The organism is Stenotrophomonas sp. 22692 (assembly GCF_052045015.1).
Taxonomy (GTDB): Bacteria; Pseudomonadota; Gammaproteobacteria; order Xanthomonadales; family Xanthomonadaceae; genus Stenotrophomonas; species Stenotrophomonas geniculata.
In genome coordinates this window covers 35,561-58,541 of sequence record NZ_JBQEMR010000020.1, presented here as the reverse complement: position 1 = coordinate 58,541, position 22,981 = coordinate 35,561, and the positions used below count along the sequence as shown (strand labels likewise).

Here is a 22,981-nt window from a genome sequence, read left to right as displayed (position 1 = left end):
CCGCATCCATGCGGCTGACACCCCGCACTCCGACACCGCCCCACCTCTGACAGATCTTCGCGGCTGTTGGTAGGTGTCGACCTTGGTCGACACATCTGTCAGATATCGATATTCAGAACGGAATCAGACCCCGTGCCGACCAACGGTCGGCACCCACCAAAGCAGAACGCCGTTCCGACAGATCGCAGGAAACTGTCGAAGGCGGGGTGGGTCCGGTTGAGGGGGACGGCGCAAGTACGTCCCTGTAGCCTTGGCCACGGCATCCATGCCGCGGACACCCCCGCAACCGGACCCACCCCGCCAACCCACGGAAAGCCAGCTTTTGACGTTGACGTTGCTCCGGCTTGTAGCGGGTGCAGGGCTGCAAAGCCCTGCAACAAAACCCTCCTTGACCGTAGCCCGTCCGCCACGGAGAATTCCGCGACTAATTCTCATTTGCTGTTGCGCAGGATGCGGGCGGCAGCCTTCCTGGCCCTCCTCCTTCGATGTTCAAGAACGTCCTGTTCCAACTGCACTGGCTGCTGGGCATCACCGCCGGCGCCGTACTGGCCGTGATGGGCCTCAGCGGCGCCGTGCTGTCCTTCGAGGATGAGCTGCTGCGAGCGGCCAACCCCGGCTTCGCCGAGATCGCTGAACACCATGCTGATGGCCAGCTTCCACTTGCACTGAGCGAACTGGTGCCGCTGCTGCAGGCCGGCAGTGAACGCCCGCTGCAGCGCCTGCGCGTGGATGCCACCGGGCTGCGGCCCTCGGTGGCACGCTTCGCCGGTGGCAAGGAATACTGGGTCTACTTCGATCCGTACAGCGGCGAGCGATTCAGCGCCCTGCGCGGGCAGGCGTTCTTCGATTTCGTCGAGGACCTGCATCGCCACCTCGCCGCCGGCGAGCGCGGCAAATGGATCACCGGCAGCTGTGCGATCGCCCTGCTGTTCTTCACCCTGTCCGGCCTCTATCTGCGCTGGCCGCGGCGCTGGTGGCACTGGCGCAGCTGGTTGGCGGTGGAATGGAAGCGCAGCGGCCGTGGCTTCCTGTGGAGCCTGCACTCGGTGGTCGGCACGTGGGTGCTGCTGATCTACCTGATGAGTGCGCTGACCGGCCTGTGGTGGTCCTTCGACTGGTATCGCAGCGCCGCCAACACCCTGCTTGGCGTCGCACCGGCCGCCAAGCACAAGATCGCCACCGGTGCCGCCCTGAACCTGGAACGCGTCGAAGCCACGCTGTATGCACTGCCCGGCGTGCGCACCGGCTACATCGACCTGCGCCTGCCGGAAAAGCCCGGGCAGGCACTGAATGTACGCGTGATGGCCGGTGATCCGTCGCAGCGCGGTGGCCAGCATGACCGCGCGCATGATCTGCTGCAGCTCGACCCAGGCACGGGTGCCACGCTCGATGCCCGCCCCTATGCACGCCAGGGCGTCGGCGCGCAGCTGGCCACCAGCGTGTTCGCGCTCCACTCGGGCAGCTACTTCGGCGTGCCCGGGCGTGTCGTGGTGATGCTCAGCAGTTTGGGCATGAGCCTGTTCTTCATCACCGGCTGGATGCTCTATCTGGACCGCCGACGCAGCCAGCGCGCTGCGCGTGGCCTGCGCCAGTCGCTGCCAGCAACGCCTGCCGATGGCGGCGGCACGCCGTGGCTGGTGGTGCATGCCAGCCAGAGCGGACTGGGCGAACAACTCGCATGGCGCGCAGCCGCGCAGCTGCAGGCATCCGGTCATGCGGTGCAGGTGCTGCCGCTGGCCCGCGTCGATGCCGTGCAGCTGGCACGCACCGCGCAGGCGCTGTTGGTACTGAGCACCTTCGGCGATGGCGAACCACCGGATGCGGCGCGAGGTGCTGCACGACGGCTGATGGCACAGACACTCGACCTGTCAGGCCTGCAGTTTGGACTGCTGGCGCTGGGTGATCGACAGTACCCGCACTACTGCGGCTTCGGCCGCCAGGTTGATGGCTGGCTGCTCGGCAACGGCGCGCGCCCGTTGTTCGACCGCATCGAAGTCGATGCCGCCTCGGTCGCGGCGCTGCGCCAATGGCAGCTGCAGCTGGGCGCGCTGACCGGCATCGCCACCGATGACAGCGTGCTGCCGGCGGCCACGCAGATGCATGAGTGGCGGCTGCTCGGCCGCGACCGGCTCAACCCGGGCAGCGTGGGCGGCGCCATCTGGCGCATCTGTCTTGCGCCACCGGCCGAGGTGCAGTGGCAGGCGGGCGACATCCTGCATATCGCGCCCCGGCACAACGCGCGGCATGCCAGCGCGGTGTTGAAGGCACAGGGGCTGGATCCGCTACAGCCGCTGCTGGTGGACGGCCACCCACGCACCCTGCTGGCGCTGGCCAGTGAACGCGAGCTGCCCGAGGCCGACGCCGCGCTGGCGGTGCAGGATCCGTGCCTATGGCTGGCCGGCCTGCCGATGCTGCCCGGACGCGAATATTCAATCGCCTCGTGCACCGAGGATGGCGCGGTGGAACTGGTGGTACGACTGGTGCACGACGACACGGGCCGCGCCGGGCTCGGCTCGGGCTGGCTGTCGCTGCATGCACCGATCGGTGCCAGTATCGTCGCCCGCGTGCACCGCAATCCCGGGTTCCACCGCGTCGCCAGTGCACCGATGGTGCTGATCGGCAACGGCACCGGCATCGCGGGCCTGCGCAGCCTGTTGCGCGAAGCCGCGCATGCAGGCGAGCACGGGCACTGGCTGCTGTTCGGCGAACGCCAGCGCGCGCATGACTTCCTGTTCGCCGACGAGATCGAGGCCTGGCAGGCCAATGGTCATCTTGCGCGGGTGGACCTGGCGTTCTCGCGCGATGGCGACGGTGGCTATGTACAGGATCGCCTGCGTGCGGCGGCCGATGCCCTGCGCAACTGGATGCAGCGTGGTGCAGTCATCCACGTGTGCGGTTCGCTGCAGGGCATGGCCGAAGGCGTGGACCAGGTGCTGCGTGAAGCACTCGGTGATGAGGCGGTGGAAACACTGCTGGAGAACGGCCGCTACCGCCGCGACGTGTATTGATTCCTGCCAGCGCGCATTGGCCCGAGCCGAGCATGGGCTCGGCTCTACAGTGTGCCTGCAGCCGATGTAGAGCCGAGCCGACGCTCGGCTGATTCCCGGCCAGCCGACAAGGAACCGCAGGCTAGGCCGCCGCAGCGCGCGCCTGTGGCATCGACTGCAGACGGAACGCGCCCACCGCTTCCGCCAGCGCATGCACCTGCGCCTGCATCTGCGCTGTCGAAGCACCCGCCTCTTCCACCAGGCTGGCGTTGCGCTGGGTACTGGCTTCCATCTGCACGATGGTCTGGTTCACCTGGGCGATGCCGGCATGCTGGTCCTGCGACGCGCTGCGGATACCGGCCAGCAGATCCGCCAGTTGCTGCACGCTGCCGACAATCTCGCCCATCGTGGTGCCGGCCTGTTCGGCCTGCTGGTTGCCCTGGCCCACACGCGCCACCGAATCCTCGATCAGGCCCTTGATCTGTTTGGCCGCTTCCGCGCTGCGTTGTGCCAGCAGGCGCACTTCTGCGGCCACCACGGCGAAGCTGCGGCCCTGCTCACCCGCGCGCGCGGCTTCCACCGCAGCATTCAACGCGAGGATGTTGGTCTGGAAAGCGATGCCATCGATCAGCTGGGTGATGTCGCCGATCCGTCGCGAGGCCTCGCTGATGCCCTGCATGGTCGCGACCACCTGGCCAACGGCCTCGCCACCGCGCTGGGCCACTGCCGCCGCGCCCTTGACCAGCACGTCGGCACGGCCCGCGGCATCAGCATTGCGACCAACGGTGTCGGTCAGCTCGTGCATCGACGCTGCCGTCTCTTCCAGGTTGGCCGCCTGCTGTTCGGTACGCTGCGACAGGTCATGGTGACCGGCAACGATCTCGCCAACGCCGGCATCCAGGCTGGACGTGGCGTGCTGGATGCGGGTGACGATGCGGCCCAGTTGCGCGACGGTGGCGTTGGCATCGTCGCGCATGTGTGCGAACACGCCCTGCAGCTCACCTTCCATGCGCACGCTGAGGTCGCCGCGGGCCAGCGCGGCCAGAAGCGCCTGCAGATCGCCGAGGTTGGTCTCGAAGGTGGTCAACAGGCGATTGATGCTGGTCGACAACGTACGCACAAAGCCCTGCTTTCCCTCCAGCGCGATGCGCCCGTGCAGGTCGCCATGTGCGGCGGCGTCGACCAGTGCGGCCACTTCGGTTTCCAACAGGGTTTCCAGCGCACGGCTGCGCCACTCCACCGCCACACCAAGGAACTGACCTTCGTCGATGATGGCGTTGGCAATCAGCTGGTAGCGCACCCCTGCATGGCCGATCTCGCGCTCCTCGCGCTGGCGCACACCGGCCAGGCTGGCCAGTGCCGGATGCAGGCGTACCGCATCGCTGCCCACCAGATCTTCAAGCCGGAGTGCAAGCTGCTCCAGCAGCGCCGGATTGGCGTACGCCACCAGGCCTTCGGCATCGATCACCATCAAGCCGGTCTGCGCACTGTCCAATGCCTGGCGCACCCGGGTATTGCCGCGCGCCACGGCACGCTCGGTCTCGATGCGCGCACGCAGGCGCTGCTGCATGTCGACCAGGCGCTGGGCCAGCTGGCCGATCTCATCATTGGCGTTGTAGACGCGCAGGGTGGTGTCGAGGCGGTCGTCAGCGATATCGCTGGCGAAACGCAGGGTGTCCTGGATCGGCTGGCGCACCGCACGCAGCACCAGCATCAGGCTGGTGATCAGCACGCCGGCCACCAGCAGCAGGGTCAGTGCGAACAGCACGCTCATCGTGCGTGCGCCGGCCTGCTGGCGCGCCTGCGCCGTGGCCAGCGCCGCCACCTGCGCCTGCTGGAAGGCGGCCAGCGCCGGTGCTACGCCCGCGGCGGTATCCAGCAGCGACTGCGCTTCCACATCCAGGCCGACGCGGGCAGCGGTATACCCCAGCAATGCGGCCTGATACGCCTCCATCCCGGTGCGCAGGGTGTCCTGCGCATCTGCGGGAAGGCCCGCCAGCGCGAGGTCGAACGGCAGCTTTTCCTCGCTGGCGCGGTCGGCGTGAGTGGAGTCACCGTCGAGCAGCAGCAGTGCCTCCTGCCTTCGCATCTTCTGCAGTGACAACGCCAACGACGGCCGCTGCAGCGCATCCACCTGTACCTGCAGGGTATCGGCGGCCTGCTGCAGCTGCGCGGCGAGGCCGGCATCACCACGACCCATCTCGTCGACACGTTCGAACAGGGCGGCCACACCCTGCGAGAACGCGTCGGCGGCTTCGGTCAGCGCCTGCAGGGCCTTGCGCCGGCCAGCATCCATCGGCGTCGCGCGCAGCGCCTGCAGATCGGCCTGCAATGCCTTCTGCGTGGCCAACAGCTGCGCGCGGTCGGCATCATCGAAACTGCGTGCATACTGGGTCTGCAGGCGACGCGCTTCGGCCACCCGCGTGGACAGGCTGGCGGCCAGATCGCTGCCGCGCTGGTAGCTGGCCTGGCTGCGCGCAGCCAGTGCGTTGGCATGGCCGGTCCAGGCGTAGACAGCGGCGATCGCGACCAGGCCCAGGCCGCAGACCCACAGGGTCGCCTTGAGCTTGTTGGCCACGCTGAGCCGATGCGGCTGCAGCCAGCGCAGCAGGCCGGGGGACGCCGAGTGCAACGCGGCAAGGCGCGTGCGCAGGGACCGGAGGTGGGGGACAACGGCCGACATGACAGACTCCAGGCGGAAAGACGCACCTGTATCGGCCGGATTCAGGGCAACTTTAGCGCCTTCTTCGTCCGGGTCCCCCCGTCGCGGGTGGACGCGGCCTTTGTACCGGGTGCAAGCGACGGGGGCATGACACGGGCGCCGCGCTTGACCTCAACCCCGGTTGGGGGAGCACAGTGGACGTCCCTCCCCCGCCCGGTGCCTCCATGACGACGCTCGATGTCCCCCGCTACCTGCAACGCCTGCAGCTGGATGCGCCGCCACCGCGGACCCTGGCCGGCCTGACCCTGCTGCAGCAGCGCCACAACGCACTGCTGCCCTTCGAGACCCTCAGCTGCCTGCTGCGCGACGCGGTGCCGATCGACCTGGACAGCGTGCAACGCAAGCTGCTTGACGACCGCCGCGGTGGTTACTGCTTCGAACTCAATGGCGGCCTGCTGGCCCTGCTGCAGGCACTGGGCTTTGATGCGCAGCCGCTGAGTGCGCGCGTGCTGCTGGCAGCGCATGACGGCGAACTGACCGCGCGTACCCATCTGCTGCTGCGCGTGCATGTGGATGGGGACGACTGGCTGGTGGATGCCGGATTCGGCAGCCTGACCCCGACCGTACCGCTGCACCTGCACGATGCGCAGCCGCAGGCCACGCCGCATGAGCGCTATCTGCTGCAGCGTCTGCCTGACGAGGGCGACTTCGTGCTGTCAGCCGAATCCAGCGACGGCTGGCGGGCGATGTACCGCTTCGATCTGCAGGCGCCTGCACCGATCGACAACGTGGTGGGCAACTGGTACGTATGCACCCACCCCGATTCCAGCTTCCCGGGCCAGCTACGCGTGTCGCTGACCGGACCGGACTGGCGCCGCACCATCGGCAGCGGCAACTACACCGAGTACCGCCCCGGGCAGGCGCCGGACAAGCGCCCGCTGCATGATGTGGGTGATGTGCGTGACGTGCTGCAGCAGCGCTTCGGCATGCAGCTGCCGGACGACCCTCGACTGGACCCGGCCATCAATGACTGGCTGCAGCGCTCGCGCGCCGCGACCTTGTAGGGCCGAGCCCATGCTCGGCTGAGCTGGAGCGGCTGGGCCAACAGCAGCCGAGCGTGGGCTCGGCTTTACAGAGCTGCGCGCGCCTGCAGCGCAATGCGGTTGCCTTCGCTGTCGCGGATCTCGGCCACACGCCAGTCACCCGCGTCGGCCGGGCCGAAGCGCAGCTCAGCTCCCGATTGCAGTGCACGGTCGAGGCTCGCATCTAGGTCATCGACGCCGATGTAGATGCGGGCGCCCTGCTCGGAGGGCCGGTAGTCCGCGCCGTGCACCAGCGCAATGCTGGCACCGGCGGCGTCATCGGAGAACGGCAGGTAGGCCATCCGGCAGTCGTGCAGCACGATAGGTTCGTCCACCGCGACCTGCAGCCACCGCTGGTAGAACGTGATGGCCCGGTCCAGGTCACTGGCCGGGATTTCCACATGCAGGATCGGGTTCACTGGCACGCCTTGCTCGGTCCACTCAGATGATGCGCAGGGTAATCGCCTTCAGCACTGCACGGGTGCGATCGCGGGTGCCCAGCTTGTCGAGTATGGCCGACACGTAGTTCTTCACCGTGCCTTCGGCCAGGAACAGGCTGCGCGCGATTTCCTTGTTGCTGTATCCACCAGCCAGCAGGCGCAGGATCGCCACTTCGCGTTCCCCGAAGGTATCGGTGGGCGGTGCTTCGTCGTGGAAGCGGTAACGGGCGCGTACCGGCTCGGTGCTGACCGGCAACAGCAGGGTTTCACCCGCGGCGACGCGCTCGATCGCTTCGCGCAGGTCTGCGGGCACGGCGTCCTTGAGCAGGAAGCCCTGTGCGCCGGCCTCGCTGGCACGCAGCAGCAGATCACTTTCATCGAAGGTGGTCAGCAGCAGGCACGGCGTGGCATCACCGCGCGCGCGCAGCTGGCGCAGTGCCTCGATGCCGTCCATCCCGGGCATGCGGATGTCACTGAGCACCACATCCACGCGCTGGGCAGCCAACGCGTCCAGCAGCGCCTGGCCCTCTTCGGCCTCCAGCACCACGTCTACCCCCAGGCCCTGCAGCAGCGCACGCAGACCCGCACGCACCAGCGCCTGGTCATCGGCCAGGGCAACGCGGATCGCGGCGCCACTCATGCCGGCAACCATGCGGTCAGGTGCATGCCGCCCTGTGCGGTTCGCGCCAGCTCCAAACGCCCCTGTACGGCCGCCAGGCGCTCGCGCATGCCGGCGATGCCATTGCCCTCGCGGATGCGTTCGGCGCGCTGGCCGTCATCGCGGATATCGATACGCAACCGGGAATCCTCTTCACTGATCGTCAGCCAGACGGTGTCTGCATTGCCGTGGCGGGCGGCGTTGGTCAGGGCTTCCTGCACCAGCCGCAGCACGGTCTCGGCCATCAACGGGTCAGCCACGCGCACCCCGTCGCCGATCTGCAGCTGCAGCTTTGGTCGTGGGAAGGGTGCGGCCAGCGCATGCAGTGCGGTGGCCAGATCGAGGCCGCGATCATCGCGCATCGATTGCACCACCTGGCGGATGTCGGCCAGCAACTCGCCGGACAACCGTTCCACCAGCACCAGTCCCTCGCGGCCGGCCAGTGCTGGGTCAGCGGCCAGGGCGCGCAGGTTGAGCCGCATCGCGGTGAGCTTGTGCCCAGCCACATCGTGCAGTTCACGCGCCAGGCGCAGGCGCTCGGCATCGCGTGCGCTGTCGGCCAGCAGCGCGCGGGTAGCCAGCAGGTCGGCGTTGACCCGGGCCAGGTCATCGCGGGCCAGCGCCGTGCTGCGGGCATAGTGGGCGGTCAGTGCGGCGAAGGCCTGGAAGCCGCCATAGAGCAGCACGACCAGCAGCGGCTGGCTGAAGCCGCTGTGGCGCAGCGCGGCATACACCGCCAGGTTGGCCAGCAGCGCAACGCCCAGCACGAAGCGCGGCGGCCAGTGCTCGGCCAGCTGTGCGACCAGCACCACCAGCAGCACCGGAGCAGTTCCGGTACGTGGCTGCAGCGCAACCAGCGCAACCGCCAGCAGCGCCTGCAACACCGCAGCGACGGCGCGCACGCGGGATGGCATCGACGCCCAGCCGTGCACCACGAACAGCAACAGGAACACGGCAAGCAGCAGCAGGCTCAGCCCGGCACCGTTGCGCTGTACAGCGAACGACAGGCCCACCGCCAGCACGGTAACCAAGCCGGCAAGGCTGAGAGGACGCAAGAGATGGCGGAACAGGCTGGGCATGGCCAGATGCTGACCGCCGCACACGCCGGCGGCAATGGGTCCGGCGCAGAAAGTGACTTCTGGCACGTCGAATCGATGACCACTGGCCCTGAACCCCGTGCACCGCGCCACGCAGACTGGCGCCACACCGCCACACACACTTCCGGAGCCACTGCCATGATCCGCACCGCCCTGCTCAGCACCGCCCTGACTGCACTGGCCCTGGCCGCCAGTGCCCACGCCGCCGACCTGGCCGTGACCGTGCACGACGTCCACGCGCAGAGCGGCACCCTGCGCGTTGCGCTGGTCGACAGCGCTGCCGCCTGGGACGGCAAGGCCAAGCCCGTGCAGGCCCAGCAGGCGGCGCCCAGCGGCGACAGCGCTCACTTCACGTTCAAGGGTATACCGGCCGGCAGCTATGCCGTGCTGCTCACCCACGACGAGAACGACAACGGCAAGCTCGACACCAACCTGATCGGCATGCCGGTGGAAGGCTACGGCTTCAGCAACAACCCGCAGGTGATGCGCAAGCCGACCTTCGACGAAGCACGCGTCAACGTGCCAGCCGCTGGCGCCGCCATCGACATCACCCTGCGCTGATTCCGCATCCAGACCCGAGGCCACCATGGACCGTCGCCACTTCCTTCGTACCTTGCTCAGCAGCAGTGCCTGCCTGGCCCTGGGCGCCACCGCGCTGCGCAGCGCTCCCGCCTTCGCCGGCGACCCGGCGCGGTTCGCGCAGGGTATGCAGGAACACCCCTGGCTGCTCGGCTGGCGCAGCGTCGGCAGCGAAAGCCTCGGCCCGGCCACCGTGCAGCTGCAGGGAAAGCTGCCGTCAGGCCTGGCCGGTACGCTGTACCGCAACGGCCCGGCGTGGACCGAGCGCGATGGCTTCCGCTACGACCACTGGTTCGACGGCGACGGCATGGTGCATGGCTGGCGTTTCAATGGTGATGGCAGCCTGACCCATCACGGGCGCATGGTCGCCACGCCGAAATTCACCCGTGAACAGAAGGCCGGCCGCTTCCAGTATCCGGCTGCCGGCACCAGCGTTCCCGGTGCGCTGGCGGTACGCAACAACGATGATGCCAACGTGGCCAACACCTCGGTGACGATGATCAATGGCCGCCTGTTCGCGCTGTGCGAATCCGGTTCTGCGTTCGAAGTGGCCCCCGATTCGCTGCAGACGCTCGGCCCGGTCACCTGGCGCCCGGACCTGGCCGCGCTGCCGTTCTCGGCGCACCCGCTGACCGATCGCGACGGCAGCCTCTGGAACTTCGGCTCGATCAGCCTGATGGGGGGCCATGGCCTGCTGGTCTGGCACATCGGTGCGGACGGCCAGCTGCGCAGCGCCAATGTGATCGAAACACCCGAGCATGGCTACCTGCATGCCTTCGCGATGACCGACCAGCACCTGGTGTTCGTGATGATGCCGTTCGATTTCACCGGCGCAGGTGGCAGCTTCTTCGAGCGCATGCAGTTCGCACCGCAGCGTCCTGTGCGTATCGCGGTGGTCGCCAAGGATGCGCCGGACAAGGCGCAATGGTTCGAGGCCCCGTTCGCGGCGATCTATCACTTCGGCGACGCGTTCACCCGCGATGGCGGCATCGTGCTGCGCGCAGTACGCCATGACGACATCAACGAGGCGCGCTCGCCGATGAAGGAAGCGATGGCCGGTGACGGTGCACATGCGGCCAACAGTGGCGCCAGCCTGGTCGAGCTGCATCTGGACCTGCGTCGTGGACAGGCCCGCTGGGAGACGTTGGGCATCAGCGCGGTGGAGTTCCCGTTGTTCGACCCGCGCTCGACGAACACACGTGGCGCACGGCTGTATGCGCCGACCATCGACGGCCCGGCCACCGCACCGTACTTCAACGCCGTGGCTGCGTTCGACATCGATCGCGGGCGCCGCCAGCGGTGGAACTACGGGCCGGACATCATGGCCGAAGAGCATGTGTTCGTACCGCGCCCGGGCAGCCGCGAAGCTGACGATGGCTGGCTGATCGGCACCCTGCTTGACCCGGTCAACAAGCGCAGTGGCCTGGCGGTGCTGGATGCGCGCCATGTGGATGACGGCCCGCTGGCACAGGCCTGGCTGCCGTATGCGGTGCCACTGGGCTTCCACGGCACTTTCGCCGCGCACGGCTGAGTCCACGCTACGCGGACACCGTTGTTGGCATGCTGGGTCTCCCCTGCCCCGTGGAGTCCTGCATGTCCTTGGCCGACCATCGAAGTACGCTGGCACCGCACGGTTTCCTGCGCGTGGCGATCAACCTGGGCAACCCGGTGCTGGCACAGGGCGATGCGCGCTCACCGCGCGGCCCCTCGCTGGAACTGGCTACCGCATTGGCGCAACGGATGGGGGTGCAGGCACGCTTCACCTGCCACGATGCCGCAGCCTCGGTGGTTGCCGCAGCGGGCGAAGACGGCTGGGACCTGGCTTTCCTGGCCATCGATCCGGCACGCACCGACCGCATCGCCTTCAGTGCCCCGTACGTGGAGATCGAAGGCACCTATCTGGTTCGCGAGGACAGCCCTGCGCAGCAGGTGGCCGACCTCGACCGCGAAGGGCTGCGCATCGCGGTGGGGCGTGGCGCGGCCTATGACCTGTTCCTGAGCCGTGAACTGCGCAACGCCACGATCGAGCGGGCGGAGACCTCGGCGGCGGCCATCACCCTGTTCGATCAGCAGCGTCTGGATGCCGCCGCCGGCGTGCGCCAGCCGCTGGTGGCCTGGGCACAGGCGCATCCCGGCCATCGCGTGCTGGCCGACCGTTTCACCGCGATCCAGCAGGCCGTGGCGGCGCCAGCGTCGCGCCCGGCCGAGGCACTGCAGACGCTGTTCGACGAGGTGGAAGCGATCAAGACCGGTCCCTTGCTGGGCGAAGCGTTCGCCCGTGCCGGGCAGGCAGTCACGCTGGTGCGGTGACTGTAGAGTCGGGCCATGCTCGACTGCTTCTTCGAAAGACCAGTCGAGCATGGTTCGACTCTACAGATGCGAGATCGAGCACCGCGCCACGCTACAGATGCGCGTCTGCCATGTGCCGCACGTGCTCGGCGGCCTGCGCATGCAGCCAGTCGCGGAACGCGAGGAAGCCACGATGGCTGGCCGAGCGCTGTGGGTACACCAGCCAATGTGGCCAGTCGGTCTTCAGGCGCTGGCTGGACAGCGCGACCAACTGGCCCGAATCCAGCAGCAGCCGCGCCCGCGTCACCCGCCCGAGAGCCACGCCCACGCCATCCAGAGCGGCGCGATGGTGCGCCTCCGAATCATCCAGCACCGCCACGAAGCGCGACGGCGGACTCTGCCCGCTCAACGCGAACCAGGCGCCCCATGCCCCGTCCGGATCACCCAGCAGCGGCCACTGGGTCAACGGCACACGGTCGACGCCTCCCATGCGTTCGATCAGCGCCGGGCTCGCCATTGGCAGCAGCCATTCGTCGAACAGCGGCTCCACCACCAGACCTGGCCATTGCCCGCTGCCCAGCCGCAGCGCGGCGTCGAACTGGCGCTGCCGCTCGAAATCAATCAGGCGTTCACTCGACTGCAGGTTGATCTCGATCTGTGGGTGCTCTGCCACGAAGTGACCCAGGCGCGGCACCAGCCAGGCCGACGCCATCGACGGTACTGCGCTGATCGTCAGCACGTGCTCGGCACGTGCGGCATAGGGCTGAAAGGCTTCGTTGATCGCATCCAGATGCGGACCCACCTGGTCGAGCAGGCGCTGGCCCTCCAGGGTGAGGGTGACACCACGCGGCTGGCGGATCAGCAGCGGCTGCCCGAGCCGTTCTTCCAGCTGCCGCATCTGATGGCTGAGCGCGCTGACGGTCAGGTTCATCGACGCCGCCGCGCGCGACAGGTTGCCGAGCCGGGCGGCGGCCACGAAACCCTGCAGGGCATGGAGCGGTGGGCGGGACATCAGGCTTGAATTCCTCTCAAGGCACGCTTGCGGAAATGTCGCTTTTTCCCCGTCCATGCTGCCCGTATCGTGCAATCCACTCAAGTGGAGGCACGCTCATGAACATCTTCGGCGGCTTGTTGTTCCTGCAGGGCCACGTGGCCAGCACCGAGCTGGCACGCCAGCTGGCCAGCCCTACCACACCTGCCCCGCAGTGCGCGCAGCAACCGGCTGCGCCTGTTCAGCCGCCGAGAACCCGTTGAACGCTCCTCACCCTGCGTACCAGCGTTGGACGTGTTCAGGCAGCCACGGGATCGGATCGATATCCAATGCCCGACAACCGTCGAGGGTGTCACGCAGCGCGCGCTCGCCGGGGCCACTGGGCAGCCGCAGGCCTTCCTCCTCCGGAAGTTGCGCCGCTGCCCAGTCGTGCAGCTGGTCCATGCGCAGGCACAGGGCGGCCCGCAGCCACGCCTTCAGTGGATAGCAGCGATAGCCTTGTTCGCCCAACGCGATAATTGCACGCGACAAGGCCTGGTTGGCACCACGTACCCATTCGGTGCGACCTCCAGCCTTGTCCTGGACCGTCATCGGCGCCGGCGCGCGGTGCGCCTTGAACGGCGAACGCAGCTGCAGCTCCAGATCTCGCGCATCGCGCTCGCTTTCCGCTTCCACCAGTGCACCGGCGTCGAGGTCGAAGAACTCGAACCAACGCCGGTGCAATGCGCTGATGCGTCCGAGCGGATCACGTGAGAAACCGATCTTCGCGTAGTCTTCCCACGCACAGGGGAAGACGTAGGCGAAGACACGACCGTCGATGCGGATATCCGACTGCATGTGCGCAGGCTGCCTCGACAACAGCCCGGGTGCAACCGGGCGTTACCGTGGACGCTGCAGCGCCTCCTGCACCGCCGCAGCCACGTCGGTGTTGTCGATGTAACTGCCGTCGTTCCAGCGCACGTGCTGACGGTAGCCGGCATCAACACCGCGCACGCGCTGGCCCAGCAGCTCCGACCCCGCACCCTTGGCCCACAACGGCACCAGTGCATTGGAATGGTTGCCGGTGGGACGGAAACTGATCCCGGGCATGCGGCCGCGGCCGTTGTTGCGCACCGGCGCGAAGGCAACGTTCTGCGCATCCGGGCCCATCGGCATGCTGTTGTCGTGGTCGGTGGTGACGATCAACAGGTTGCGCTTCCAGCCACCGTTACGCTCGATCCAGTCGACCACCGCCGTCACCGCGTCATTGAACTCCACGGTCTCTTCGATCAACCGGCCATACTGCGGCTGATCGCTGCACTGGCCGTAATGCCATTCGGTGCCGCAGGCGCTGGTATGCGCGGCCCAGTCGGTGGCGCCGCCTTCCACCATCAGGAACAGCCCCTTGGACGAGCGCTGCTGCAGGAACTGCAGCGCGCCGCGGGTCATGGTCGCCAGATCGGGCACGCTGTCGATCTTCCTCACTCCCGAAGGCGTGGCTGCATCCTTGCCCAGCACCTGCAGGCGGCGCGCCTGCTGCAGGGTGTTGGCCACGCGCGGTACACCGATCAGCGGCCTGTCGGCCGGCAACCGTCCCTGCGCCAGTGCGGCGAACGCTTCCTTGCTGCGGATCAGGCGCCACGGTCCCGCCGGATTGCCGGCGATGGTGCTGCCCGCTTCCAGCTGCTGCCAATCCTGCTGCGACACCCACTCCCATGGATTCGCGCAGCCCTCTGCGTTTGCGGCGTCCGTGCCTTTGTTGCAGGCGCGGCCGTCGACGCTGTAGCCCGGGCCTCCGGTGCCCATCACCAGGTCCATGTGGCCCTGCGCCAGCATCTGGTGCGCAATGGCGTGATAGCTGCTACGCGATTCGTTCTGCGCTGCGAATGCGGCCGGTGTGGCGTGCGCGAACGGTACCGAAGTCACTACACCGGTCGCCATGCCCAGGCGCTTGGCGCGCAGCGTATTGAACTCGACCGGCTGGCCATCGTTGTTGTAGTTGATGGCGTTGTTGTAGGTCTTGATGCCCGAGGACAACGCGGTGCCCGCCGCCGCACTGTCGGTAGCCACCGCGGCCAGGTACTGGTAGCCGGCAAACGGCAGGTCCTGCGCAGGAACCGGCGTGTCATCCCAGGCCTTGCCCGGGTCGTAGCCAAGCGTCTGTGCGTTGTCGCGGGTCGGCTGGCTGCTGGCATTCAACGGGAAGCTGGTTACCGCCAGGCGCAGCGGGAAATCCGCATAGGGTGCGCCTTCGCGGCGGCCATACTGCCAGTAGGCCGCCGCGTCCCAGGTACCCCAGCCGGCACCGTCGTTGATCATCACGATCACATTGAGCGGACCGGCTTCGGCGGAGTAAACAGCCTCGGTGCGCAGGTTGGGCTGGCAGCCGCCAAGTGCGGCCAGCGCGAGCAGCAACGAAGAATGAAGCCAGTGGCGTGGAATGCGTGCAGTCATCGGATGTCCCGTTGGGCCATCGGCGGCCCGCAATGATGCTACGTTATATCGTTGCAATATTTCAGCTTCGTGCAGCCGCCGCACACTATCCTCCAGGGCCCCCACTGTCATCGTCGTTTCCATGCCGCTTCCTGCTCCTGCGCGTGCACCGCTGTCGTCCATCACCCTCGATGCGGCAACCTTCGCAGTGATTCGCCAGCACAACGCGGACATCGCCAGGCAACCGGCCTCGCTGACCAAGCTGATGACCGCCTACGCGGCTTACGAGTGTGTCGAGGAGCGCGGGCGCTCGTGGGAGGACGAAGTCACCATCGCCGCCGACGACGTGCATGCGGTCGCCGACGATGAAACGCGCATGGGCCTGGTGCCCGGCGAAACGGTCACTCTCGCGCGCCTGCTGGAAGGCTTGATGATCGTCTCCGGCAATGACGCGGCGCTGGCGGTCGCGCGCCACCTGGACGGATCGCAGCCTGCGTTCCTGGAGCGCATGAACCGGCACGCGCGCCAGCTCGGCCTGCGCAGCACCTGGTTCGCCAGCGTCTCCGGCATCACCACGCCGCACCATGCGTCCAGCGCGCGCGACATGGCGGTGCTGGCCGCGTGCCTGTTGAACGATCATCCGCAGATCCTGGCGGTCACCGCGCAGCGCGCGTTCGCGCACGGCAGCTTCAGCCGCAACAACCAGAACGCCCTGCTTGGCGATGACGGCGTGGATGGCTTGAAGACCGGCTACACCCAGGCCGCAGGCTTCTGCCTGGCCGCCACCGCATGCCGGGTGGTACACGGGCGGGACGAGCCTATACGCCTGATCACCGTGGTATTGGGTTCTGAGAGCCGCGACGCGCGCGACGCATGGGTGCGCGATCAGCTGGCGGCAGGATTCGCCACGCTGGCCGGCAGTACCGCCGGGGCCTGACCTTCGAAGCGGCTCAGCGACGCTTGACCGTCGCCACGATCAGCCGCTGCAGCTCGGCCTCGGCGTCGGTCTTGTCCAGCGCGCCCGCGGCCACACCCTCGGACAGGGTTTCAGCCGCACCCAGGATCGCCCAGCGTCCCGCCAGCGGCACCGAGCCGTCGCTGGCGAACGGGCCCAGCCAGGCGTCGCAGTTGTCGATGAAGTCCTGCTGGTAACGCCGCCGCACCTCGTGCAGTTCCGGCGCACCCACCAGCGCGGCGAGGATGCCCTGCACTTCACTGCCCTGGCTGAGGATGCAGTCGATGTAGCCGGAGGCGATGGCTGTCGCACGGTCGGCCAGCTGCGCCCGGGCGCGGCCGATACGCTCGTGGAAGACCACCGTCTGCCGCCCGTCATAGTCATCGTAGAGCGCGGCCAGCAGGCCGTTGCGGGTCACGAAGTGATCGTACGCCACCGGCTTGGTCACGCCCGCCGCCTCGGCCAGCCGTCCCAGCGTCAACGCGTCGGTGCCCTCTTCGCCAACCAGCGCCCAGGCCACGTCCAGCAACTGGCGGGCGCGTTGCTCGCGGGTCAATCGGCGGCGCGTGGGAGCGGCGTTGGCAGGCATCGGCGGAACACGGTGATCAACTCATCGGAGTACCGATTTTACGGCCGATTTCCATGGCGGTCTGCAGATGCGCCTGCGCGGCACCGCTGTCGGCGTCGAGCAGCAGTTCGGACGACAGCACGCGCGCGCCACAGTAGTCGAAGATGCCCATGTCGATCTGGGTCTTCATCGCCGTGCCATAGCCGCGCCGTTCGATCATTTCCGCGCCCGCACCGCCAACGCCGACCAGATGCACGCGCAGGCGCTGCAGCTTCTTCTGCACCTTGCCATCGGCACCGTCCTGGTACGCCCAGCCCTGGGTGAACACGCGATCGATCCATCCCTTCAGCAAGGCAGGGAACGACCACCAGTACAGCGGGTAGACCAGCACCAGCGTATCGATGGCGTCCAGCCGCGCATGCTCGGCCGCCACATCGGGCGGAACCGGGCCGGTCCCGCGGAACAGAGCCTGGTCATCGCGGTTGAAGCGCGGATCGAAGCCTTCGGCGACCAGGTCGGCGTGGGTTACGGTGTTGCCGGCGCCGATGGCCCGGATGGCGTCGCCGATGCGCTGGGCGATGGCATGGGTGAGCGATCCGGTTTCCGGGTGGGTGGTGACGATGAGACTGTGCATGGGTGAATCTCCAGGAATCATTACCTACCAATGGTAAGTAATGATTCCTGGATCACCAGCGCCACCGGTGGGACGCTGTTTTTGCGTTCACCGTATAGTGCGCCGCATCCCGTGGAGGTCCCCGACGATGCACCGACGCCTGCTTGCTCCCCTGCTGTTCCTGCTGCTGGCCACGATGGCGCCGACGGCCGTAGCCGGCGAGCTCACCCCATCCGAATCGGCCGCCCTGCGCCAGGACGTGCAGGGGATGCTGGCCGCGTTCGCCCGCGGCGATGCCGAGCTGATCATCGCCCGCACGCATCCCAGCCTGAAACGCCTGGCCGGCGGTGATGAGGTATACGCCCGATCAACCCGCGACACGGTCAAGGCGCTGCACGAGGCCGGCGTCACCATCATCAGCGACGAAGCTGGGGTACCGACCCGTACCTATGCCGCCGGTGACGAGGAGGTCTGCTTCGTCCCGCGCTACTCGTTGCTGCGCGTACGTGAATCCCCGATCCGCAGCACCTCGTTCATGGTCGCCGTGCGCCGCGTCGGCGCCGCGCAATGGAGCTATCTGGATGGCGCGGGGTTGCTCGACAACCCTGAGCTGCTCTGGCAACTGCTGCCAGCGCTGGAGCCTAGCGTGACGCTGCCCAAGGGTGGAGTGGAAACGCTGTAGCGCGATTGCTGGGCGTCGGTACGCTCCGGCGCATCCATCTACGCATGGCATGGATCTACCGGCTGTCCGTTAGCGGAACAACGCGTTCAACGCGGCCCCGGAAGCCGCCTGCTGCAGCCCATCGAAACGCCCCTCCTGCACGATCGGCTGTGTGGCCTGTATCAGCCCACCCCATGCCGCACGCGCAAGCGCACCGCCCAGGCTGACCCGGCGAACGCCAAGTGCTGCGATGTCCTGCAGGCTCAGCGGTGTCGGTCCACCAACCAGCAGGTTCACCGGTTTTGACCCTGCAGCGGCAACCACCGCGCTGATCTGCTCGCGCGTGCTGATGCCAGGCGCATACAGCACATCGGCACCGGCCTCGGCATAGGCCCGCAGGCGCTGCAGGGTGTCCTGCAGATCCGGCACGCCGACGAAGAAGTTCTCCGCACGCCCGACCAGCAGCACGTCACCGCCTGCGCGGTCGATGGCTGCACGGGCAGCGCGCAGGCGCTCGACCGCCTGGTCGATCGAACGCAGCGGTGCATCGGCGACGCCGCTGGCATCCTCGATCGACAACGCCGCGATGCCGGTGTCGATCGCTGCAGCCACCGCCTCCTCCACCGCCTGCGGCGTCGCGCCGAAGCCATCACCGAAGTCGGCATTCAACGGCAACGGGGTCGCCGCCGCCATCAGGCGCAGATGCGCCAGCGTGGCCGGCAACGAAACCGCGCCATCCGGCCGCCCTTCGCTCCAGGCGCAGCCGGCACTGGTGGTGGCCAACGCCAGGAAGCCTTGCCGCTGCAGGTAGCGCGCACTGCCCACGTCCCACGGGTTGGGCAGCACGAAGCACCCCTGCGCGTGCAGTTGGCGGAAAGACGCGCGCTTGTGCTGTGTGTCGGCATCGGGCGAGGTCATGGCAGGGCTCCGGGGCGGCAGACCTGCACCCTAGCCCGCCGTGCGGTCGCGCTCAATGGCATCGAAGCCGGCCATGCATGAAGTGATGCCCCCTGCTTATTGGACGCCACCGGCAGCCCTGCCCGAGCGTACGTGGTTGTCCACACCAGTGCCGCCACGGAGCCCTTCATGCAGCCTGACCCGCAGCCCCTCATCGACGTCGGCGATGATGACGCCCACTGGGCCGACCTGCTCTCGCCGGCACGGCGCCGCCTGATCGCTTCGGCGGGTCTGGCCGCCGGTGGCCTGGCCAGTGCGTCGACCGGCACCGCAGCACCGCGCGGCAACGACGCGGTGAATACCACCGAGCCTGGCCGCCCCGGCTTCCGTGTCATCGTGCCGCCAGCGCCGGAAGGGCGCAGCCCCTGGGGCCAGGCCACAGCCAGCGAACCGACCCTGCGCCCGGCCAGCGTGCGTCCCGGCGAAGCCACCCTGCCCGCGACCCCACGCGCCTACACCGACATCAAGAGCTATCACGCGCATATCTACTTCGACGAGGACAGCTTCGAGAAGGCTGCGCTGCTGCGACGCTGGGCGGCCGAGCGCTTCCCCGTGGAGCTGGGCAACTGGAACCTGGAGCCACGCGGACCACACGTCACCCCGTCGTTCTATTTCGGCTTCACCAACGACCTGCTGCCGGTGCTGGTGCCCTGGCTGCAGCTCAACAGCCTGGGCCTGACCATCCTGATCCACCCCAATACCGGTGATGGCCGTGCCGACCACCTGTATTACGCGTTGTGGGTGAACCGCGCGCAGCCGGTGAACGCCTACAACTGGCCGGCACCGAAGCCGGGGGAACGGGAGCCGCTGGAGGAGGTGTTCCCGAACGTGGTGCCGACGGTGCCGCTGGAGACCTGACCCGCCTTTCCGGTGGGTGCGTAGCTTGCTGTGCACCTTGAGCCCCCTCCGGTAGGTGCGTAGCTTGCTGCGCACCTTGAGCCCCCCACCGGTGGGTGCGTAGCTTGCTGCGCACCGAACTTCCTTTTTCCACGCGTGGCGCGGCTCCCCCGGCAAGGCTCTTGCCGCCATCGTCGCCCTACGTGCACGCATCCCCCGCCCGCACGGCGTTCAGCGCGCCTTGATCCGCCGCCCCGCGTAGGGCCGCAAGCGCTTCGGCAGGTTTCAAACAAACGATTGAAACGCAGCAAACTTCGCCGAACTGGACAGCATCCGCCGGTTCCGCCAGACTGCCGCCCTTTCCTGTCTTCCGGATCCCATGGCGAAGCTGCTGGTCCTGCACGGCCCCAACCTCAACCTGCTCGGCACCCGCGAGCCGGAGGTCTACGGCCACACCACGCTGGCCGACATCGACCAGGCGCTGGCGGCCCAGGCCTCGGCCGCCGGGCACGCGATCGAGAGCCTGCAGTCCAATGCCGAGCACGTACTGGTGGACCGCGTGCAGGCCGCGCGCGACGACGGAACCGCTTTCATCCTGATCAACCCCGCCGCCTTCACCCATACCTCGGTGGCCCTGCGCGATGCGCTGGCGGCGGTGGCGGTGCCGTTCATCGAGATTCACCTGTCCAATCCGCATACCCGCGAACCGTTCCGCCAGCACAGCTACTTCAGTGACAAGGCCGTGGGCGTGGTCTGCGGCTTCGGCGCCGACAGCTACCGCTACGCGATGGACGCGGCGCTGCTGCGCGTGCAGGCGGCCCGCGCGTGAACGTGCTGCCGCGCGTGCTTGCCGGCGTTCTGGCGTGGGCCGGTCTCTGCGGTGCGGCCACGGCGTTCGACCGCAAGGACGAAGGCATCGACTGCGCACGTCCGACCACCACGATGGAGAGCGACCTGTGCGCCTCGGACGTGGCCGCAGCCGCTGATGTCGAACTCAATGCGGTGTATGCACAAGCCCGGCGCCAGCTGCGCACACCCGCCAACGGCGGCGGCTGCAGCTATTGCGGCGATGCCGAGCAGCAGCTGGTCCTGGCCCAGCGTGCCTGGATGCAGCTGCGCGACCACGACTGCAACGCCGTCTATGCCCTCAATTCCGATGGCACGGCGCGCAACGGCGCACAGATGCGCTGCCTGATCACCCTCGCGCGCGACCGCACACGGCAGCTGCGCGAGTTCTACGAACTGCTTTGACCCGAGCGCGATGCGCTTCCCACCACACTGACATCAAGAGCAAAGAGGCCACCATGGATCTCCGCAAAATCAAGAAGCTGATCGACCTGCTGGAAGAGTCGAACCTGGCTGAAATCGAAATCAAGGAAGGCGAAGAGTCGGTGCGCCTGTCGCGCGCCCCGGTGGCCGGCTATGCCGCCCCGGTCGCCGCCCCGGTGTATGCCGCTCCGGCTGCTCCGGCGCCGCAGGCGATGCCGATGCAGTCGCCGACCGAAGCTTCCACCGGCGGCACCGCCAAGCCGGGCCCGGCACTGCCGGAAGGCCACGTGCTGCGCTCGCCGATGGTCGGCACCTTCTACGCCTCGTCCGCTCCGGACAAGCCGGCCTTCGTCACCGTGGGCCAGCAGGTCAAGGAAGGCGAGACCCTGGCCATCATCGAAGCGATGAAGATGTTCAACCCGATCGAAGCCGACAAGTCCGGCACCATCGTCGCCATCCTCGGCGAGAACGGCCAGCCGGTGGAATTCGACCAGCCGCTGTTCGTGATCGGCTGAGGGGCACGCCATGCTCGACAAAGTCGTCATCGCCAACCGAGGGGAAATCGCGCTGCGCATCCTGCGCGCGTGCCACACCCTCGGCATCCGCACGGTGGCCGTGCACTCCACGGTCGACCGCAACCTCAAGCACGTGGCCATGGCCGACGAGTCGGTCTGCATCGGCCCGGCGCCGTCGCCGCAGAGCTACCTCAACATCCCGGCACTGATCGCCGCAGCGGAAGTCACCGACGCCCAGGCCATCCACCCGGGCTACGGCTTCCTGTCGGAGAACGCCGACTTCGCCGAGCGGGTGGAAGAGTCCGGCTTCATCTTCATCGGCCCCAAGGCCGACACCATCCGCATGATGGGTGACAAGGTCGAAGCCATCCGCGCGATGAAGTCCGCCGGCGTGCCGTGCGTGCCCGGCTCGGGCGGTCCGCTGGGCGAGGACATCGTCGCCAACACCAAGATCGCCCGTGAGATCGGCTACCCGGTCATCATCAAGGCAGCCGGTGGCGGCGGTGGCCGCGGCATGCGCGTGGTGCACGCCGAAGCCTCGCTGAAGACCTCGATCGAAACCACCAAGAGCGAGGCCAAGGCCGCGTTCGGCAATGGCGAGGTCTACATGGAGAAGTTCCTGGAGAATCCGCGCCACGTGGAGATCCAGGTGCTGGCCGACGGCCAGGGCAACGCCATCCACCTGGGTGAGCGCGACTGCTCGATGCAGCGCCGCCACCAGAAGGTGGTGGAAGAAGCGCCGGCGCCGGGCATCACCGCCGAGCAGCGCGAGCAGATCGGCAAGGTGTGCGTGGAAGCCTGCATCCGCATTGGTTATCGCGGCGCCGGCACCTTCGAGTTCCTGTACGAGGACGGCCGCTTCTACTTCATCGAAATGAACACCCGCATCCAGGTGGAACATCCGGTCACCGAAATGGTCACCGGCATCGACCTGGTGGCCGAGCAGCTGAAGATCGCCGCCGGCCAGAAGCTGTCGATCAAGCAGAGTGACGTGGTGCTGACCGGCCATGCCATCGAATGCCGCATCAACGCCGAAGATGCAGAAACGTTCGTGCCGAGCCCGGGCACCATCACCGGCTTCCATCCGCCGGGAGGCCCCGGCGTGCGCGTGGACACCCACATCTACAGTGGCTACCGCGTGCCGTCGAACTACGACTCGATGATCGGCAAGCTGATCGTGCACGGCCCGGACCGCGAAACCGCCATTGCCCGCATGCGCGTGGCACTGAGCGAAATGGTGGTCGATGGCATCAAGACCAACGTCGCCCTGCAGCAGCGGATCATGCGCGACAAGGGCTTCCAGGCCGGTGGCCAGAACATCCACTACCTGGAAAAGCGTTTGGCCGAACGCAAGAACAAGCCGATCGCGCTGACCTGATCGGTGCCCGGTGCTGGACATGAAAAGGGCG

At 67.7% G+C, this 22,981-nt stretch carries 23 protein-coding genes; 13 read left to right on the top strand and 10 right to left on the bottom strand.

All coding sequences use genetic code 11. The annotated features are described in order from the left end of the window. Positions 1 to 485 precede the first annotated feature (485 nt). A complete protein-coding gene (locus tag ACTJJM_RS14415) occupies positions 486 to 3,008 on the top strand; it encodes a PepSY domain-containing protein (protein WP_049452952.1) in 2,523 nt (840 codons plus the stop codon). Positions 3,009 to 3,129: 121 nt separating this feature from the next. On the opposite strand, the gene ACTJJM_RS14410 is transcribed toward ACTJJM_RS14415, so the two are convergent. Continuing rightward, positions 3,130 to 5,670 carry a methyl-accepting chemotaxis protein gene (locus tag ACTJJM_RS14410; protein WP_241888746.1) on the bottom strand — a complete coding sequence of 847 codons (2,541 nt, stop codon included), beginning with the start codon at positions 5,668 to 5,670 and terminating at the stop codon, positions 3,130 to 3,132. A gap of 203 nt (positions 5,671 to 5,873) precedes the next feature. Here ACTJJM_RS14410 and ACTJJM_RS14405 point away from each other — a divergent pair, with 203 nt between their 5' ends. Then, positions 5,874 to 6,713, top strand: coding sequence for an arylamine N-acetyltransferase (locus ACTJJM_RS14405; protein WP_049452955.1), 840 nt, complete (start codon positions 5,874 to 5,876; stop codon positions 6,711 to 6,713). 65 nt (positions 6,714 to 6,778) lie between these two features. On the opposite strand, the gene ACTJJM_RS14400 is transcribed toward ACTJJM_RS14405, so the two are convergent. The 3 genes from ACTJJM_RS14400 to ACTJJM_RS14390 are packed head-to-tail and all read right to left on the bottom strand — an operon-like array spanning position 6,779 to position 8,908. After that, on the bottom strand, positions 6,779 to 7,150 hold the full coding sequence (locus ACTJJM_RS14400) for a VOC family protein (protein WP_019338950.1): 372 nt from the start codon (positions 7,148 to 7,150) through the stop codon (positions 6,779 to 6,781). Positions 7,151 to 7,172: 22 nt separating this feature from the next. Beyond that, positions 7,173 to 7,811: a response regulator transcription factor gene (locus ACTJJM_RS14395; RefSeq protein WP_029550907.1), complete on the bottom strand. Its 639-nt coding sequence runs from the start codon at positions 7,809 to 7,811 to the stop codon at positions 7,173 to 7,175. Beyond that, entirely contained in the window at positions 7,808 to 8,908 is a 1,101-nt protein-coding gene (locus ACTJJM_RS14390; protein ID WP_010481109.1) for a sensor histidine kinase, read from the bottom strand. The genes ACTJJM_RS14395 and ACTJJM_RS14390 overlap by 4 nt, the downstream gene beginning before the upstream one ends. A 156-nt stretch (positions 8,909 to 9,064) precedes the next feature. On the opposite strand from ACTJJM_RS14390, the gene ACTJJM_RS14385 reads away from it, so the two are divergent. From ACTJJM_RS14385 to ACTJJM_RS14375, 3 genes are all read left to right on the top strand, one after another. Beyond that, on the top strand, positions 9,065 to 9,487 hold the full coding sequence (locus ACTJJM_RS14385; RefSeq protein WP_049453030.1) for a DUF2141 domain-containing protein: 423 nt from the start codon (positions 9,065 to 9,067) through the stop codon (positions 9,485 to 9,487). Positions 9,488 to 9,512: 25 nt separating this feature from the next. After that, complete coding sequence (locus ACTJJM_RS14380; RefSeq protein ID WP_235650910.1) at positions 9,513 to 11,036, top strand: carotenoid oxygenase family protein; 1,524 nt, start codon at positions 9,513 to 9,515, stop codon at positions 11,034 to 11,036. A gap of 62 nt (positions 11,037 to 11,098) precedes the next feature. Next, positions 11,099 to 11,815 (top strand): ABC transporter substrate-binding protein, encoded by a 717-nt coding sequence (locus tag ACTJJM_RS14375; protein WP_019338955.1) that lies wholly within the window; start codon positions 11,099 to 11,101, stop codon positions 11,813 to 11,815. A 91-nt stretch (positions 11,816 to 11,906) separates the two neighbouring features. Here the strand turns inward: ACTJJM_RS14375 and ACTJJM_RS14370 are convergent, their stop codons facing one another. Then, on the bottom strand, positions 11,907 to 12,806 hold the full coding sequence (locus ACTJJM_RS14370; RefSeq protein WP_010481100.1) for a LysR substrate-binding domain-containing protein: 900 nt from the start codon (positions 12,804 to 12,806) through the stop codon (positions 11,907 to 11,909). A 98-nt stretch (positions 12,807 to 12,904) separates the two neighbouring features. On the opposite strand from ACTJJM_RS14370, the gene ACTJJM_RS14365 reads away from it, so the two are divergent. Beyond that, positions 12,905 to 13,048 (top strand): hypothetical protein, encoded by a 144-nt coding sequence (locus ACTJJM_RS14365; RefSeq protein WP_167345302.1) that lies wholly within the window; start codon positions 12,905 to 12,907, stop codon positions 13,046 to 13,048. Positions 13,049 to 13,055: 7 nt separating this feature from the next. Here the strand turns inward: ACTJJM_RS14365 and ACTJJM_RS14360 are convergent, their stop codons facing one another. Further along, complete coding sequence (locus ACTJJM_RS14360; RefSeq protein WP_099559913.1) at positions 13,056 to 13,622, bottom strand: GIY-YIG nuclease family protein; 567 nt, start codon at positions 13,620 to 13,622, stop codon at positions 13,056 to 13,058. Between the two features lie 42 nt (positions 13,623 to 13,664). Beyond that, a complete protein-coding gene (locus ACTJJM_RS14355) occupies positions 13,665 to 15,218 on the bottom strand; it encodes an alkaline phosphatase (protein ID WP_241888744.1) in 1,554 nt (517 codons plus the stop codon). A gap of 121 nt (positions 15,219 to 15,339) precedes the next feature. Between ACTJJM_RS14355 and ACTJJM_RS14350 the strand changes: the two genes are divergently transcribed. Beyond that, the gene (locus ACTJJM_RS14350; RefSeq protein ID WP_224328650.1) at positions 15,340 to 16,134 is read left to right on the top strand and encodes a D-alanyl-D-alanine carboxypeptidase family protein; all 795 of its coding nucleotides are present in this window, start codon (positions 15,340 to 15,342) and stop codon (positions 16,132 to 16,134) included. 13 nt (positions 16,135 to 16,147) lie between these two features. Here ACTJJM_RS14350 and ACTJJM_RS14345 read toward each other — a convergent pair whose 3' ends face one another. Further along, a complete protein-coding gene (locus ACTJJM_RS14345) occupies positions 16,148 to 16,741 on the bottom strand; it encodes a TetR/AcrR family transcriptional regulator (protein ID WP_440865776.1) in 594 nt (197 codons plus the stop codon). A 16-nt stretch (positions 16,742 to 16,757) separates the two neighbouring features. Then, positions 16,758 to 17,354: an NAD(P)H-dependent oxidoreductase gene (locus tag ACTJJM_RS14340; protein WP_057502407.1), complete on the bottom strand. Its 597-nt coding sequence runs from the start codon at positions 17,352 to 17,354 to the stop codon at positions 16,758 to 16,760. Positions 17,355 to 17,481: 127 nt separating this feature from the next. Between ACTJJM_RS14340 and ACTJJM_RS14335 the strand changes: the two genes are divergently transcribed. Further along, a complete protein-coding gene (locus ACTJJM_RS14335) occupies positions 17,482 to 18,015 on the top strand; it encodes a hypothetical protein (protein WP_440865775.1) in 534 nt (177 codons plus the stop codon). A 69-nt stretch (positions 18,016 to 18,084) separates the two neighbouring features. On the opposite strand, the gene ACTJJM_RS14330 is transcribed toward ACTJJM_RS14335, so the two are convergent. Next, positions 18,085 to 18,912 carry an isocitrate lyase/PEP mutase family protein gene (locus ACTJJM_RS14330; protein WP_010481084.1) on the bottom strand — a complete coding sequence of 276 codons (828 nt, stop codon included), beginning with the start codon at positions 18,910 to 18,912 and terminating at the stop codon, positions 18,085 to 18,087. Positions 18,913 to 19,080: 168 nt separating this feature from the next. Here ACTJJM_RS14330 and ACTJJM_RS14325 point away from each other — a divergent pair, with 168 nt between their 5' ends. The 5 genes from ACTJJM_RS14325 to accC all read left to right on the top strand — a co-directional run bounded on the left by ACTJJM_RS14325 (position 19,081) and on the right by accC (position 22,950). Next, positions 19,081 to 19,809, top strand: coding sequence for a DOPA 4,5-dioxygenase family protein (locus ACTJJM_RS14325; protein WP_126560180.1), 729 nt, complete (start codon positions 19,081 to 19,083; stop codon positions 19,807 to 19,809). Between the two features lie 358 nt (positions 19,810 to 20,167). Further along, positions 20,168 to 20,617 (top strand): type II 3-dehydroquinate dehydratase, encoded by a 450-nt coding sequence (gene aroQ, locus ACTJJM_RS14320; protein ID WP_049452975.1) that lies wholly within the window; start codon positions 20,168 to 20,170, stop codon positions 20,615 to 20,617. Further along, positions 20,614 to 21,039: a lysozyme inhibitor LprI family protein gene (locus ACTJJM_RS14315; RefSeq protein ID WP_049452977.1), complete on the top strand. Its 426-nt coding sequence runs from the start codon at positions 20,614 to 20,616 to the stop codon at positions 21,037 to 21,039. Before aroQ ends, ACTJJM_RS14315 begins: the two co-directional genes overlap by 4 nt. Before the next feature lie 53 nt (positions 21,040 to 21,092). Beyond that, positions 21,093 to 21,572, top strand: coding sequence for an acetyl-CoA carboxylase biotin carboxyl carrier protein (gene accB / locus ACTJJM_RS14310; protein WP_010481080.1), 480 nt, complete (start codon positions 21,093 to 21,095; stop codon positions 21,570 to 21,572). Between the two features lie 10 nt (positions 21,573 to 21,582). Further along, positions 21,583 to 22,950, top strand: coding sequence for an acetyl-CoA carboxylase biotin carboxylase subunit (accC, locus tag ACTJJM_RS14305; RefSeq protein WP_010481079.1), 1,368 nt, complete (start codon positions 21,583 to 21,585; stop codon positions 22,948 to 22,950). Positions 22,951 to 22,981: the final 31 nt, after the last annotated feature.

Excerpts from the sequence above, each read along its gene's own strand:
- ACTJJM_RS14415 (WP_049452952.1), top strand. The coding sequence starts at position 486 with ATGTTCAAGAACGTCCTGTTCCAACTGCACTGGCTGCTGGGCATCACC.
- ACTJJM_RS14410 (WP_241888746.1), bottom strand. The coding sequence starts at position 5,670 with ATGTCGGCCGTTGTCCCCCACCTCCGGTCCCTGCGCACGCGCCTTGCC.
- ACTJJM_RS14405 (WP_049452955.1), top strand. The coding sequence starts at position 5,874 with ATGACGACGCTCGATGTCCCCCGCTACCTGCAACGCCTGCAGCTGGAT.
- ACTJJM_RS14395 (WP_029550907.1), bottom strand. The coding sequence starts at position 7,811 with ATGAGTGGCGCCGCGATCCGCGTTGCCCTGGCCGATGACCAGGCGCTG.
- ACTJJM_RS14390 (WP_010481109.1), bottom strand. The coding sequence starts at position 8,908 with ATGCCCAGCCTGTTCCGCCATCTCTTGCGTCCTCTCAGCCTTGCCGGC.
- ACTJJM_RS14385 (WP_049453030.1), top strand. The coding sequence starts at position 9,065 with ATGATCCGCACCGCCCTGCTCAGCACCGCCCTGACTGCACTGGCCCTG.
- ACTJJM_RS14380 (WP_235650910.1), top strand. The coding sequence starts at position 9,513 with ATGGACCGTCGCCACTTCCTTCGTACCTTGCTCAGCAGCAGTGCCTGC.
- ACTJJM_RS14375 (WP_019338955.1), top strand. The coding sequence starts at position 11,099 with ATGTCCTTGGCCGACCATCGAAGTACGCTGGCACCGCACGGTTTCCTG.
- ACTJJM_RS14370 (WP_010481100.1), bottom strand. The coding sequence starts at position 12,806 with ATGTCCCGCCCACCGCTCCATGCCCTGCAGGGTTTCGTGGCCGCCGCC.
- ACTJJM_RS14365 (WP_167345302.1), top strand. The coding sequence starts at position 12,905 with ATGAACATCTTCGGCGGCTTGTTGTTCCTGCAGGGCCACGTGGCCAGC.
- ACTJJM_RS14360 (WP_099559913.1), bottom strand. The coding sequence starts at position 13,622 with ATGCAGTCGGATATCCGCATCGACGGTCGTGTCTTCGCCTACGTCTTC.
- ACTJJM_RS14355 (WP_241888744.1), bottom strand. The coding sequence starts at position 15,218 with ATGACTGCACGCATTCCACGCCACTGGCTTCATTCTTCGTTGCTGCTC.
- ACTJJM_RS14350 (WP_224328650.1), top strand. The coding sequence starts at position 15,340 with ATGCCGCTTCCTGCTCCTGCGCGTGCACCGCTGTCGTCCATCACCCTC.
- ACTJJM_RS14345 (WP_440865776.1), bottom strand. The coding sequence starts at position 16,741 with ATGCCTGCCAACGCCGCTCCCACGCGCCGCCGATTGACCCGCGAGCAA.
- ACTJJM_RS14340 (WP_057502407.1), bottom strand. The coding sequence starts at position 17,354 with ATGCACAGTCTCATCGTCACCACCCACCCGGAAACCGGATCGCTCACC.
- ACTJJM_RS14335 (WP_440865775.1), top strand. The coding sequence starts at position 17,482 with ATGCACCGACGCCTGCTTGCTCCCCTGCTGTTCCTGCTGCTGGCCACG.
- ACTJJM_RS14330 (WP_010481084.1), bottom strand. The coding sequence starts at position 18,912 with ATGACCTCGCCCGATGCCGACACACAGCACAAGCGCGCGTCTTTCCGC.
- ACTJJM_RS14325 (WP_126560180.1), top strand. The coding sequence starts at position 19,081 with ATGCAGCCTGACCCGCAGCCCCTCATCGACGTCGGCGATGATGACGCC.
- aroQ (WP_049452975.1), top strand. The coding sequence starts at position 20,168 with ATGGCGAAGCTGCTGGTCCTGCACGGCCCCAACCTCAACCTGCTCGGC.
- accB (WP_010481080.1), top strand. The coding sequence starts at position 21,093 with ATGGATCTCCGCAAAATCAAGAAGCTGATCGACCTGCTGGAAGAGTCG.
- accC (WP_010481079.1), top strand. The coding sequence starts at position 21,583 with ATGCTCGACAAAGTCGTCATCGCCAACCGAGGGGAAATCGCGCTGCGC.